Genomic DNA, 12,632 nt, shown 5'->3' with positions numbered 1-12,632 from the left:
CGTCATGTATCAAATTATCAGGCAGATTATCAAAACCGGCATTAAAACCGAGGCCGCACCGCAGCCTGACGAATCGCTGCGGGTGACGCCTGCGCACTTGCAGCAGCAGATATTGGATGCGTTCGGCGGTGCGCTCAGCATCCGTCTGGTCGATGCAGGATCGTGCAACGGCTGCGAGCTGGAGATCCATGCGGTCAACAATGCTTATTACAATCTGGAAGGCTTAGGCATTAAGTTCGTCGCAAGTCCCCGTCATGCCGATATGCTGCTGGTGACGGGACCCGTGTCGCGCCACATGGAAGTGGCATTGAAGCGCACCTATGAGGCGACGCCCGATCCGAAGCTGGTGGTGGCCATCGGTGAATGCGCCTGTAACGGCGGCATCTTTGGGACGGACAACTACGCGAGCTGCGGCAACATAGCCAATGTGATTTCGGTGGATGTCGCCGTCAGCGGCTGCCCGCCAACCCCTGTGGCGATTTTGCAGGCTATTTTGACGGCGATCAGCGCAGGGAAATAGTCGTCATTCCCGATTGCTCAGGAATGACAAAGCCGGATCAATACCCTTGATTATTTGATGCGCATACCCGGTGTCGCGCCCGCATCTGGTGACAGGACGAACAATCCTGGCGTGCTGCCGGAGGCGGCCAGCACCATGCCTTCGCTCATGCCGAACTTCATTTTGCGCGGGGCGAGATTAGCGACCATGACCGTCATACGCCCCTTGAGCGCTGCCGGATCATAAGCGGATTTGATGCCGGCAAATACCGTGCGCGGCGCAGCCTCGCCGATATCCAGTGTCAGTTTCAGCAGCTTTTCCGCGCCTTCCACGTGTTCGGCATTGACGATCATCGCCACGCGCAGGTCTATCTTAGAGAAATCTTCGATGGAAATCGTCTCGGCGATTGGGGTAATGGCGTGTTGCTGCGCTTCGGCATGGCGCGTTTCTGAGTGAGATTCAGTCACAGGTTTTAAGCTTTCCATATTAGCGGCGTTCATTGCTTCGATCAACTTAGGATCGAGACGGGTGGCCAGATGCTGATAAGTATTGATGCCGTGTCCGTTGGGCAGCGCCTGCCATACTCCCGTCCACATCAGGGGGGCGATATTGAGGAAAGCTTCGACCTGACCTGCCAGCACAGGCAATACGGGTTTTAAATACAGCGTCAGGTCGCGGAACAGCGTCATCGCGGTGGAGCAGGCGATATGCAGTTGCGCTTCAGCGCCTTCCTGCTTTGCCAGCTCCCACGGCTTTTGTTCGGCGATGTACTGATTTGCGACATCCGCCAGACGCATGATCTCGCGTAAGGCACGTGCGAAATCACGGGCCTCAAAACTCTTCGCGATCTCACCGCTGGCATAAGCGGTTTGGAATTCTGCGCTGGCGGCAAGGTCGGTTGCCCCAAGTTTACCGTCGAATTTTTTGGCGATGAAGCCCGCGCAACGGCTGGCGATGTTGATGTATTTGCCGATCAGGTCCGAATTCACCTTGGCGACGAAATCATCCAGATTCAGATCCAGATCTTCCATCGAGCCGTTGATCTTGGCGGCGTAGTAATAGCGCAGATATTCGGTGTTTTTGATGTTGTCCACATAGCTCTTCGCGGTGATGAAGGTGCCGCGCGATTTGCTCATCTTCTCGCCGTTGACGGTCAAGAACCCGTGCGCGAACAGCTTGGTCGGCGTTCTGAAACCTGCGTGCTCAAGCATGGCGGGCCAGAACAGCGCATGGAAATACAAAATATCTTTGCCGATGAAGTGATACAGCTCGGTGGTGGAATCCGGCTTCCAGTATTCATCAAACTCAATCCTCGACCCTGAATCCTGCATCCTGCTGTTGCACAGTTGCCTGAAGCTGCCCATGTAGCCGACCGGCGCATCCAGCCAGACGTAGAAATACTTGCCCGGCGCATCCGGAATTTCGAAGCCGAAATACGGCGCATCGCGCGAGATATCCCAGTCGGAGAGCTTGTTTTCCCCTTCCGCGCCCAGCCATTCCTGCATCTTGTTGGCCGCTTCCGATTGCAGCGAACCGCTACGCGTCCATTCGCGCAAAAATTGCTGGCAGGTGTCGGCAGACAGTTTGAAGAAATAGTGATCCGAGTTGCGCATCACAGGCGCTGCGCCCGATACGGCCGAATACGGGTTGATCAGTTCGATCGGTGCATAGGCCGCGCCGCATACCTCGCAGTTGTCGCCATACTGATCCTTGGCGTGACACTTCGGGCATTCGCCTTTGATGAAACGATCCGGCAGGAACATGTTTTTCACCGGATCGTAGAACTGTTCGATCGAGCGCACTTCGATCAGTCCTTTTTCCCTCAAGGCGAGGTAGATGGATTCGGCGCAGACCTTGTTTTCGGCTGAATTGGTTGAACCGTAGTGATCGAATTCGACGTGAAACGCCGCGAAATCATCGTAATGTTCCTGCCAGACGCGCGCGATGAGCGCTTCGGGTGTGATGCCTTCGCTCTCGGCGCGCAGCATGATCGGCGTGCCGTGGGTGTCGTCGGCGCACACGTAATGCACCTCGTGGCCCTGCATCTTCTGGAAGCGTACCCAGATGTCGGTCTGGATATATTCGACCAGATGTCCTAAGTGGATGCTGCCGTTAGCATAGGGCAGGGCGGAGGTAACGAGGATTTTACGAGGAGTCATGGATACAGGCCGGATTCTGAAAGTGCGCCATTTTAGCAAATCGCGCGTCCCGGCGTCGAATTGCTTGCGGGTGCATCGCAGCACCGTCGCAAGTATCCTTTGGTCGCGCGGGCTTTCGTTTTAGATGCGTTCCAGCACCGCGGCAAAAAAACCGTCCGTGGCATGCAGGTTAGGACGCAATTCCAGATAGTCGCCCATCTCCAGCGGAATCTTTTGCTGTTGCAAGACTTCCCCTGCCGGTAGCAATTTGTAATCGGGGTGGGCCGCTAGAAAGGCTTCGACGATGTGCTGATTTTCTTCGGGCAGGATGCTGCATGTTGCATATACCAGACGACCGCCTTTTTTCAGCAGGCGACTGGCGGAGGCTAAGATTGCGGTTTGCTTTTGGTTCAGCTCAGCAATGCTTTGCGGCGACTGGCGGAATTTCAAATCCGGATTGCGGCGCAGGGTGCCCAGACCACTGCACGGCGCATCGACCAGCACGCGGTCAATTTTGCCCGACAGGCGTTTGACCTTGAGATCGTTTTCATGCGCGATCAGCATCGGCTGGATATTGGATGCGCCGGAGCGCTTCAGGCGGGGTTTGAGATTGGCCAGACGCTTTTCGGAGACATCCATCGCATACAAGCGGCCCTGAGAATTCATCAGCGCCGAGAGCATCAGCGTCTTGCCGCCCGCGCCCGCACAAAAATCCACCACCATGTCATTGCGTTTAGGCGCTAATAAAAAGCCCAGTAGCTGGCTGCCTTCGTCCTGTACTTCAACTTTGCCTGTTGTGAACAGTTCATCCTTGTTCAACGGAATTTTTTCTCTGAGACGAATGCCGATCGGCGAATAGGGGGTCGCGGTTGCGTCGATTTTCTGTGCTTCGAGTTGCAGCAGGACTTCTTCGCGTTTCGCCAGCAGCGTGTTGACGCGGATATCCAGCGGCGCGCCCAGTTGCATGGCTTGACCTATCGTGAGGATGTCTTCGTCGCTGTAGGAGGCGCGCATTTTTTCGATCAGCCATTCAGGCAGTTCGGCCTGAATCGAGAGCGGCTGACCTTCGTATTGCAGGGATTTTGCCGTTGCCAGCCATTCCGCCTCATCGCGTTTTAATACCGGCTGGATTTCGCGCAGGTTGTAACCGCCGAATTTGACCAGATAGGCCAGTGCCATACGGCGCGGCGTGGCTTTTCCATCGCAGGCGGCTTCCAGCAACAGGCGGTGGCGCAATACGCCGAATGCGGTTTCGGCGACGATGGCACGTTCGTTAGAGCCGATGCGCTCGTTTTTGAAAAAGTAGCGCAAGGTGGTGTCGGCGGGGTGTTCCAGCGGCAAAATGGTGCGCAGCGCGAGGATGACGAGGTCAAGACGGTATTCGGTAATCAGCATGGCAGTTTCGGTATTTAAGATTCAGGGGTGGAGTTTAACAGAGGAACGGGTATCCATCCTCGTTCCTATTCTTCGGATACGCGAATGTCAGAGATCATCATCTGCGCAATGATGTCGCCATTTTTGTCGAACTGACGGATCTGGACGGGCAGCAGGCGATATTCCAGCCCCAGCCAGATATCCATTCCTTCCTCGCCGGGGGCATGAATTTTATGCAATGGCAGCACGCGCAGCTTGCCAAGACGCGTTTGGATTTCCTCCTCACTGCCCACCTCCAGCTGGTAGCTCTCGAGTTTTCGTCCGTTGCTTACGTGTACATCCAGCACGCTTTCATCAAGCGCCATTTGCGAGAACTGGAACAGAAAACTCAGAATATCTTGCGCACGTTCTGGCAGCGGGATGCTGTTGCCGCTGGAAAAATTAAGCGTCTGCTTCTGCCAGTCGAAGCTGGCACTCAGTGTCTGCTTGCCGCTCGATATCAGTTTATTTTCAATAAACTCAATTGGTTGCAATCCTTGTGCGCTGACGTTGCCGCTGCTTTTTTGATTGAGTTCAAAGGTTTTGAACAGGCTTGCGATGCCGGTCGTGTTCATGCCGACTTGCAGCGTGAAGTGTTTTTCGTCGTCAATATCAAGCCGGTAGCGCGCCTCTCCCACGGCAAAACTTTCGCCTTTATAGGCGATGAAGGTCAGTTGTGCGTGCCGGGGTAGCGGGTGGGCCGGTTTTGCCTCTTCGACGGGGGCTGCGATTGCTTCCTCGATGGGGGCTGCAATAGCTTCCTCGACAGGTGGTGTCGGGTCTTCTTCGGTGACAGGCTCGACGATTTTTTCAGGCAGTGCAGGGGGGGCAGGTGGTGCGACAGGTTTAGGTTTGGCCTGCACACGTTTTTTAGGCACAGCAACTTTTTTTATCGCTGGTAAGGGTTCCAGTTTGGCCTGCAGCGGCGGGAGCTCAACTTCGCGAGGCGCGAGCTGTATTAGATTGGGGCCAAACAGCAATACGGCATGAATCAGCAGCGAGAGGCCGATGGCCAGGGTGATGGGGGCAGCCGGCCGTTTTAACCCCCTCAGCGCAGGCAGAATGAGCTTTTGCCGCAGGGTGTTCACGGCTGGACTTTTAGTCCGCTTAGTATCTGGATTAATTGATCGCCACTGGCATCGGTGATGACCATCTTGCACGGCAGGTGGTTTTTCGTCTCCAGCCAGATTTCGGTGCGGCTCTCGCCCTCTTTGGGTTGGCTGTCCAGATAGAGGCTGTCAAACTGTCCTGCCGGCGTATCTACCTTTTGCTGAGCCCCCGCGACATAGTGATAATTGCTCAGTTTATTGCCGTTGGTCATCGCAAAGTCCAGTGTGCTTTCGATTTTCAGGAACATGAACTGATACATCGCGCTCAGCCTGTCTTGCGTGCCTTCCGGTAAGGCAAGCGGTGTGCGCTGATTTTGGTGGATCAAGGTCAGTTGCTGTGCGTTCCAGTCGAATTCGGCCTGACTGCTCCTGGCGGGATTTCCCTCGCGCTTATCCTCGAAGCTTAAAGGTCTGAGGCCCTGTCTGGTGACCTGACCGCTGCTGGTAAAGTAGATTTTTTCCGGTTTGAACATCGCCAGCAGTCCAACAGGTGTCGTGGTGCTGGTCAGCGTGTAGCGATCGCCGTTTCTGCTGTAGAGCTCATTCATCTGGCCGATTTTCATGCCGCCACTGAATACCTCGTAGCTCGCCTGCACGCCAGTCGGAGGGGCTGCGTAAACGGGCGCGCATAGCAGCAGTCCTGCAAAAAAAATCGTCAATAATTTCATGCTTATTCCAGTGCGGGCGATATCAAGGCTGCGTTAACAGAAGTGTTGGCGCGGTTTATGACTCTGCCTGCGGAATTAAGTTCGATTTGATCGGTGCATAGCCAGCGTATCGCCTGCGGGAAAATGCGGTGTTCCTCATTGAGGATGCGTGCTGCCAGCGTGTCTTCGGTATCGTTTTCCAGTACCGGGACGGCCGCCTGAATGATGATCGGGCCGTGATCGAGATCTGCGGTCACGAAGTGTACCGTGCAACCGTGTATTTTCACGCCATCGGCTAAGGCGCGCGCATGGGTGTGCAATCCGGTATAGGCGGGCAGCAAGGACGGATGAATGTTGATTAACCGACCTTGATAGTGGTTCACGAAGCCCGCTGTCAGGATGCGCATAAAGCCTGCCAATATCACGAAATCCGGTGCAAAACCGTCAATGACACGGGCTAATTCTGCATCGAAACTCTCGCGATCGGGGTGGTCGCGATGTGCGACGACCGCCGTTGCAATACCGTGTGACTGTGCAAACGCCAGTCCTCCTGCATCCGCACGGTTGCTGATCACGGCCGCGATCGTGCAGCCGGGTTTGGCGGCAAGCAGCGCCTGCATATTGCTGCCCCGACCGGAGATGAGAATGACGATTTTTTTCATGGGTATGAATGCGGAAAGTGGTGAGTGGGAAAGCTAGGCTACAGCAGCAAGCGGGGCGTTTCCCCCGCTATCTACTGACTACTATCCACTTACCTATTTCACCTGCGTCTGATGCTCTTCACCGCTACGGGCGCGGATGGCGCCGATGCGATAGACGGTTTCGCCCGCAGCTTGCAACTGGCTGATGGCCGCATCGGCATCTTCTGCTGCGACGATCACGACCATGCCGATGCCGCAGTTGAAGGTCCGGTACATTTCCTGTTCCGCGACATTGCCTTGCTCGCACAACCAGTGGAACAGTTTGGGCATCTGCCACGATTTGCTGTCGATGTCGGCCACGACATTCTCGGGCAACACGCGCGGCACGTTTTCGGTGATGCCGCCGCCGGTGATGTGCGCCATGCCTTTGATGGTCATGCTCTGCATCAGCGCGAGCAGCGGTTTTACATAGATGCGTGTGGGCGCCATGATGACGTCCGTCAGCGTGCGTTCGCCGTCGAATCTGGCAGTCAGGTCAGGGTTACTGCGCTCGATAATCTTGCGCACCAGTGAATAGCCGTTGGAATGCGCGCCGTTAGAGGCCATGCCCAGTACCACGTCGCCCGGCTTAATGTCGCTGCCCGTGATGATGCGGGATTTTTCGACGACCCCTACAGCAAAGCCTGCCAGATCGTATTCGCCGACCGGGTACATGCCGGGCATTTCAGCGGTTTCGCCGCCGATCAGTGCGCAACCTGCCTGCTCGCAGCCGTTGGCGATCCCCTTGATCACTTCGGTGGCAGCGGGTACATCGAGTTTGCCGCAGGCGAAATAATCCAGGAAAAACAAGGGTTCAGCGCCTTGCACCAGAATATCGTTGACGCTCATGCCGACCAGATCGATCCCGACGGTGTCATGGATGTTGAGTTCAAAGGCGAGCTTGAGCTTGGTACCCACGCCATCGGTGCCGGACACCAGCACGGGTTCTTTGTATTTTTTGGAGATTTCAACTAAGCCCCCGAAACCGCCAATACCTGAGAGCACTTCGGGGCGCATGGTGCGTTTGGCATAAGGCTTGATGTTTTCGACCAGCTGATCGCCCGCATCGATATCGACACCGGCATCGCGGTAGGAAAGTCCGGCAGTATTGTTTGGCTGGTTCAAGTTGGATCTCGCTTTCTTCAAAATGCCCAAGGCATTCTGTTATTGGGTTCTCAGTGGGGCGTAGCTCGCTGCAAAGGCGAATTATACTCAATTGACACGCGTATTTCAGCGTCTTTCGATGGCGAACTCAGTGTTCCGACAAACACGCCAGATAGACTGAGGCATCCGGCTGGGTTTTGTGGCGTTGCGCCTGCCAGATCATTTCGCTCAAGGCTTCCATCATGAGGTGCTGTGCATCGTGTTCCGATTCGTGCTTATGGGTCAGACGCACGAAGTGTGCGCGTATGCCCGGCGGCTGATCGATGGAGATTTGCTCCTCTATCGTCAGATGCATCATCAGGTGTAAAAAGGGATTGGCCTCGCCTTGCTCGGGTGAATAATCGCGTGCCAGATAGCGTTCCGGATCTTCGAATATCGCAAAGTATTCAGGATGCTTTTCGATCAGTTGTGCGACTAAATCTTCGAGCGGCGTGAGCAGTTCTTTGGCGCGGCGTTTGCGCCACGATTCGATGATGAACAGGCGCGCTTCGTCGCGAGAGGGATTGAAAAACATGTGTTAGTCCTGATAGGGTTTGCCTGCATTTGCTCAACGACGCCGAACTGACGCGCGTGGACTTTCGGCAGGCGTTTATTGAGCGCGCCGTGATTAGCCCAGAAACTTGCTCCATGTGCCGATGTTATGAACATTCCGGTAGCCATTTTTTTTCAGCAACATTTTTGCCATGCCGCTTCGTGTGCCGCTTGCACAGCACAGAACAACCGGCGAAAACTTGGGTATCTCATGGAGTCTGTTGCCCAATTCCTGAAGCGGGATATTAATTGTTCCGGGGGCATTCCCGTGCGCGAATTCGCCAGCCGATCTCACGTCGACAAAGATTGCACCGTTCTTTTTAAGCTCTGGCAGCATGGCGATGACCCGCTTTGAATTCCACGACTTGTACGCAAACCAAAGACCCAATGCCAGAAATGGCCAATATTGTTCAAGAAATCCGGAAAAATTCATATCGTTCCCTGTTAGGTTAAATTGATGAGGGTATCGAGGCGGACTGATCATGTTGCAATCAACTCGTCATTTTACGACTGCTTACGTGACAATGCCAGCGATCTGAATCCGCATTCGTATTGTCAGTCGTGTTCTGGATAATTTACTTATTCGTCCTGATGCGGTCTGATGTTTAATATAACATTATGATGTTAAATGTTTTTTAAGTTAATGTTGCGTACGGAAGTCGTGATTTCGAAGTCCCGTACTACAATGCTTACAGGTTCTTCATGACTGAACGACCGTAAATCTGTAAATTAAGGTTCAAATTTAGCTGCCCAAAACTGATCGTTGTTTCGTTTAAAATACCGCACACTTCTGATGGCTATCAACCTGCTTTTCAGCCTACCGACAGTCTGCTTTCATAAGCAGAGTTGACGTTTATCCCAATGAGGCACGACATTCCTTTCCCGAGACTAAGGAGTCTTTGACGAACGTCAGTTTCAGAGCATCATAACCAATGCTAAGTGATGCGAAAACCTAATTATCAACGCACATTGAATATTGATGCCACCGGATTTTTTGGCACCCTAATTTTTGCTAACTCTTAAATTCTTCATGAAACCGGATCGAATTTCGCCCAGCACCTTTTGCAACATACATCGCATCGTCTGCCTGTTTAAGAATGTCATCTTGGCGGGTCACATGATTGAGGAAAACTGTAACGCCGATACTCGCCGTGCAGTGATGTTCAACACTAGAAAACTCGTCACTTGTGCTGATTTTCAATACGTAGGGTTCAGATAAAGCGGCGAGAATCTTTTCCGCGACCAATCTAGCCTGTACAGTCGCATCCGATTTGCCTGCATCTAGTTCACTGAGCATGACAACAAATTCATCCCCACCGAAACGTGCCACAGTATCCATGCCGCGCACACATTTTTTTAATCGGCTAGCGGCCTCAATCAATAATAGATCTCCAACCCCATGCCCATGCGTATCATTGAGCGGTTTGAAATTATCCAGGTCCAGGAACATCAATGCGCCATACAGCCCGCTTCGCTCACCGGCAGACATAGCCTGGCTCAGCCTGTCATTAAGTAATCGACGGTTAGGCAGGCTGGTGAGAGGATCATAGAAAGCAAGTTGATGAACCCGTTCCTCCATCTCTTTACGCTCGGAAATATTCAATCCCGTGCCACGTAAGCCAATCACCTCGCCATTCTTATCATAGATGGGCAGACCATTAACTTCCTCCCATACCAGCGCACCGGATTTTGTAATATCGCGATGTTCCAGCTTGAAGGGGCCACGGCTTGTTATTGCACGGTTAATAATATTTCCGACATTTTCAATATCTTCCTCTGGCATAAACGCCATGGGTGATTTCCCAAGAAGCTCTTCGGGTGTATAACCTTTCACATCAATAGCGCGTGTAGAAACATAGGTGTAAATCATATTTGCATCCAACTCCCACAAATACTCACCCGCCGCATCACTCACATCATGGAAGCGTTGCTCACTGTAACGAAGTTTTTCTTCGGCCTCTTTGCGTTCGCTGATATCGATAAATGTGACGATACAGCCTATCAGAACACCATCGTTAATAATAGGACGAGACCAGTATTCGACTGGAATAGGCACGCCGAGGCGATGCCAGAACACTTCATCATCGCAGTGCAAATTTTCATTGCGCAGATTAGAAGCATAGATCCTGCACTCAGAAGCAGGATAGGGTGTACCGTCAGCATGCGAGTGATGGATTAATTCATGGATATTCTTTCCGACAACTTCATCCTGACTCTGGTAACCAAGAATTTTCAGAAATGAATGATTTACGAAAATACAATTTTCATTTGTATCAACACCATACGTTCCTTCAGCCATGGAATCCAGCAGCAAATTTAACTGCTGATTTGAATTCTGCAATGCAGTTTCTACCTGCTTTCGCTCGGTAATATCCAAAAAAGCCCACAGTGACTCACCCGTGGTTGCATTGAGTGTCGTGCCACTGATATCAACCCATATCACTCGACCATCCTTGCACGCATGCTCAAGCTGGGTGCGGTAGACTTTGCCGCTCTTCAGCGCTGGGTAAGCTGCCTCGCCCAAGTCATGATAGGCTTTATCATTGATATAACAGATACGCGTCGGCTTGCCATTTAACTCTCCTTTACCATAGCCCAGCATATGTTCAAAGGAGGGGTTAGCCCATGTAATGACACGATCTTGTACTCTGACAATGCCAACCAGATCATTCTCAAGCATTGCTTTCTGCTCAAGTAGTAAAAACTGCATCTGTTCTTCGGTATGTTTTTTCTCGGTTATATCCTCGTACACACCCAATATGCCGATGATTTCCCCACTGCTGTTTTTAAGTGGGACTTTCGACGTGTGAAGCCAGATTACCTCGCCCGCTGGTGTCGTTTGCTGCTCTTCATAAAATAGTTTTGTTTGACCAGATGCAATCACTGCAAGGTCATCTTGTCGATATTCAGCTGCCTGAGCCCTCCACACCATCTGATAATCATCTTTTCCAATCACTTCATTCGGACTTTCTGCTCCCGCATCCTTCGAAAATATTGCATTACATCCTAGGTATTTTAAATGTTTATCCTTCCAAAAAATGCGTATTGGAGCTGTATCAATGATCGTTGCGAGTAATTTTTTGGCTTCTGCTAGCGCAGCACCTGCCATCTCTCGTTCAACCTTACGTCTGTAATAGACATAAATCGCCATGAGCAAAAAGAATGCAAAGACGGGGGTAAGATACAGTAGGATGTCAGACCTGCTGATTGCTCTTTCTTCATAGGCACTAAACCATTTTTCGTAAAGTGCATCATAGGTTCGATTCGATTTTGTAAGTGCTAAACCCTCGTTAATTTTACCTAACAAATCGGACTGCCCCTTAGCAACGGCAAAAGAGAATTTCTGCGAGAAACCAATTTTAATTTTAAGTGGTTGAACAGTATCGAGCCCAAGGGAATTTAACGTTTGAATCCCCGTCAATTTAGCTAGCAGCATCGCGTCATGCTTCCCTGATGCCAGCAACTTAAAACCTTCGACTGGGCTATCAACTAAGACTAAGTTGTTCATCCAACCTTTGCTTACTGCGTAATCATGTCCTAGGTCTGCTCTTAGAACTATGATTGACTTTCCATGTAGGTCATCTTCAGTGTGAATTGAGTTTTTGCCCCTGCGAACAAATATCGCACCATGCATGATGACATGGGGTACCGTGAAATCAGCAAAGTGACGTCTCTGTTCGGATTGAGCTAGATTGATCAATACATCAATTTTCCCATCCTTGAATTCTTGCAGCAGCTGATGAAAAGGTAAAACGCGGATGGTATAGTTCAATCGTGCTTCATCTGCTACTGCTTTCCATAGATCAACTGTAAAGCCTCCCGCAGTAGCGTCAGTCATGCCAGTGGCAAAAGGTGGATAGTCTTGTTCGCTGCCTACTATCAGCGTGGCTTTATGTAGCTGGGTTACTTGAGTTGGTGTCTGTGATGTGATGTCTTGTGTTTCACTTGATGCATGAGCAACTGTGTTTACTAAAAACAGCAGGTGAAAAAACATGACGAAATACGTCAAAACTTTTCTTACATTTGTTCCGGTGGTATGCATAGCTTGCTCGGCAGTTTTATTATCATCAGCTTTCATTACAAAACATTTATCTAAGCTGAATAAACGAAGTGAATTAGTCATGTAAGGCACGTTCATTACCCATCATCATTCATTATTGAGGGGCAATACAGTCAGCGGCGGCATTCAGTATCCAGATCATATTGGCATTGAATCAAATCGCCGTACTATCAAGAAAGGCCTTCAACCCGAAGGTCGCCATCTTATCCACTCTCTACCATTGAAACATGCAGATCGCGAACTGCAGGTTTCGGGGGAGTTAATTTCAAAAATCGACGGACTGGTAATGGCACCTATGTGTAGCTCAACATAATGGCACTTTGTTGATCACCAAGTCCGTAGTTTAGTCCTGCTGCTAATTTCCGCAATGCAATTGAAAGCAGCATTAAGA

10 protein-coding genes are annotated in these 12,632 nt (G+C 51.5%); 1 reads left to right on the top strand and 9 read right to left on the bottom strand.

Annotated elements, in window-relative coordinates:
* Positions 1-4: 4 nt before the first annotated feature.
* Positions 5-520 (top strand): NADH-quinone oxidoreductase subunit B family protein, encoded by a 516-nt coding sequence (locus GALF_RS11845; RefSeq protein WP_013294304.1) that lies wholly within the window; start codon positions 5-7, stop codon positions 518-520.
* Positions 521-570: 50 nt separating this feature from the next.
* On the opposite strand, the gene metG is transcribed toward GALF_RS11845, so the two are convergent.
* From metG to GALF_RS15125, 9 genes are all read right to left on the bottom strand, one after another.
* Positions 571-2,658, bottom strand: a complete 2,088-nt coding sequence (gene metG, locus GALF_RS11840; protein WP_013294303.1) for a methionine--tRNA ligase — start codon at positions 2,656-2,658, stop codon at positions 571-573.
* Between the two features lie 120 nt (positions 2,659-2,778).
* Entirely contained in the window at positions 2,779-4,032 is a 1,254-nt protein-coding gene (locus GALF_RS11835; protein WP_013294302.1) for an RsmB/NOP family class I SAM-dependent RNA methyltransferase, read from the bottom strand.
* Positions 4,033-4,097: 65 nt separating this feature from the next.
* On the bottom strand, positions 4,098-5,138 hold the full coding sequence (locus GALF_RS11830) for a DUF3108 domain-containing protein (RefSeq protein ID WP_013294301.1): 1,041 nt from the start codon (positions 5,136-5,138) through the stop codon (positions 4,098-4,100).
* Entirely contained in the window at positions 5,135-5,827 is a 693-nt protein-coding gene (locus tag GALF_RS11825; protein ID WP_013294300.1) for a DUF3108 domain-containing protein, read from the bottom strand. The genes GALF_RS11830 and GALF_RS11825 overlap by 4 nt, the downstream gene beginning before the upstream one ends.
* A gap of 2 nt (positions 5,828-5,829) precedes the next feature.
* Positions 5,830-6,468, bottom strand: coding sequence for a phosphoribosylglycinamide formyltransferase (gene purN / locus GALF_RS11820; protein ID WP_013294299.1), 639 nt, complete (start codon positions 6,466-6,468; stop codon positions 5,830-5,832).
* A gap of 93 nt (positions 6,469-6,561) precedes the next feature.
* Positions 6,562-7,611, bottom strand: coding sequence for a phosphoribosylformylglycinamidine cyclo-ligase (purM, locus tag GALF_RS11815; RefSeq protein ID WP_013294298.1), 1,050 nt, complete (start codon positions 7,609-7,611; stop codon positions 6,562-6,564).
* 127 nt (positions 7,612-7,738) lie between these two features.
* Positions 7,739-8,164, bottom strand: a complete 426-nt coding sequence (locus tag GALF_RS11810) for a DUF1841 family protein (RefSeq protein WP_013294297.1) — start codon at positions 8,162-8,164, stop codon at positions 7,739-7,741.
* 93 nt (positions 8,165-8,257) lie between these two features.
* On the bottom strand, positions 8,258-8,614 hold the full coding sequence (locus GALF_RS11805; RefSeq protein ID WP_013294296.1) for a rhodanese-like domain-containing protein: 357 nt from the start codon (positions 8,612-8,614) through the stop codon (positions 8,258-8,260).
* 579 nt (positions 8,615-9,193) lie between these two features.
* Positions 9,194-12,319 (bottom strand): PAS domain S-box protein, encoded by a 3,126-nt coding sequence (locus GALF_RS15125; protein ID WP_083777140.1) that lies wholly within the window; start codon positions 12,317-12,319, stop codon positions 9,194-9,196.
* Positions 12,320-12,632: the final 313 nt, after the last annotated feature.

It is taken from the genome of Gallionella capsiferriformans ES-2, assembly GCF_000145255.1.
GTDB classification, from domain to species: Bacteria; Pseudomonadota; Gammaproteobacteria; order Burkholderiales; family Gallionellaceae; genus Gallionella; species Gallionella capsiferriformans.
The sequence above is the reverse complement of the archived record's forward strand: the minus strand, read 5'-3'. Positions and strand labels throughout refer to the sequence as shown.

What these genes read in the sequence shown, in the direction of transcription:
- GALF_RS11825 (WP_013294300.1), bottom strand. Translation starts at nt 5,827, where the DNA reads ATGAAATTATTGACGATTTTTTTTGCAGGACTGCTGCTATGCGCGCCC.
- GALF_RS15125 (WP_083777140.1), bottom strand. Translation starts at nt 12,319, where the DNA reads ATGAACGTGCCTTACATGACTAATTCACTTCGTTTATTCAGCTTAGAT.
- GALF_RS11845 (WP_013294304.1), top strand. Translation starts at nt 5, where the DNA reads ATGTATCAAATTATCAGGCAGATTATCAAAACCGGCATTAAAACCGAG.
- GALF_RS11810 (WP_013294297.1), bottom strand. Translation starts at nt 8,164, where the DNA reads ATGTTTTTCAATCCCTCTCGCGACGAAGCGCGCCTGTTCATCATCGAA.
- metG (WP_013294303.1), bottom strand. Translation starts at nt 2,658, where the DNA reads ATGACTCCTCGTAAAATCCTCGTTACCTCCGCCCTGCCCTATGCTAAC.
- purN (WP_013294299.1), bottom strand. Translation starts at nt 6,468, where the DNA reads ATGAAAAAAATCGTCATTCTCATCTCCGGTCGGGGCAGCAATATGCAG.
- GALF_RS11835 (WP_013294302.1), bottom strand. Translation starts at nt 4,032, where the DNA reads ATGCTGATTACCGAATACCGTCTTGACCTCGTCATCCTCGCGCTGCGC.
- GALF_RS11805 (WP_013294296.1), bottom strand. Translation starts at nt 8,614, where the DNA reads ATGAATTTTTCCGGATTTCTTGAACAATATTGGCCATTTCTGGCATTG.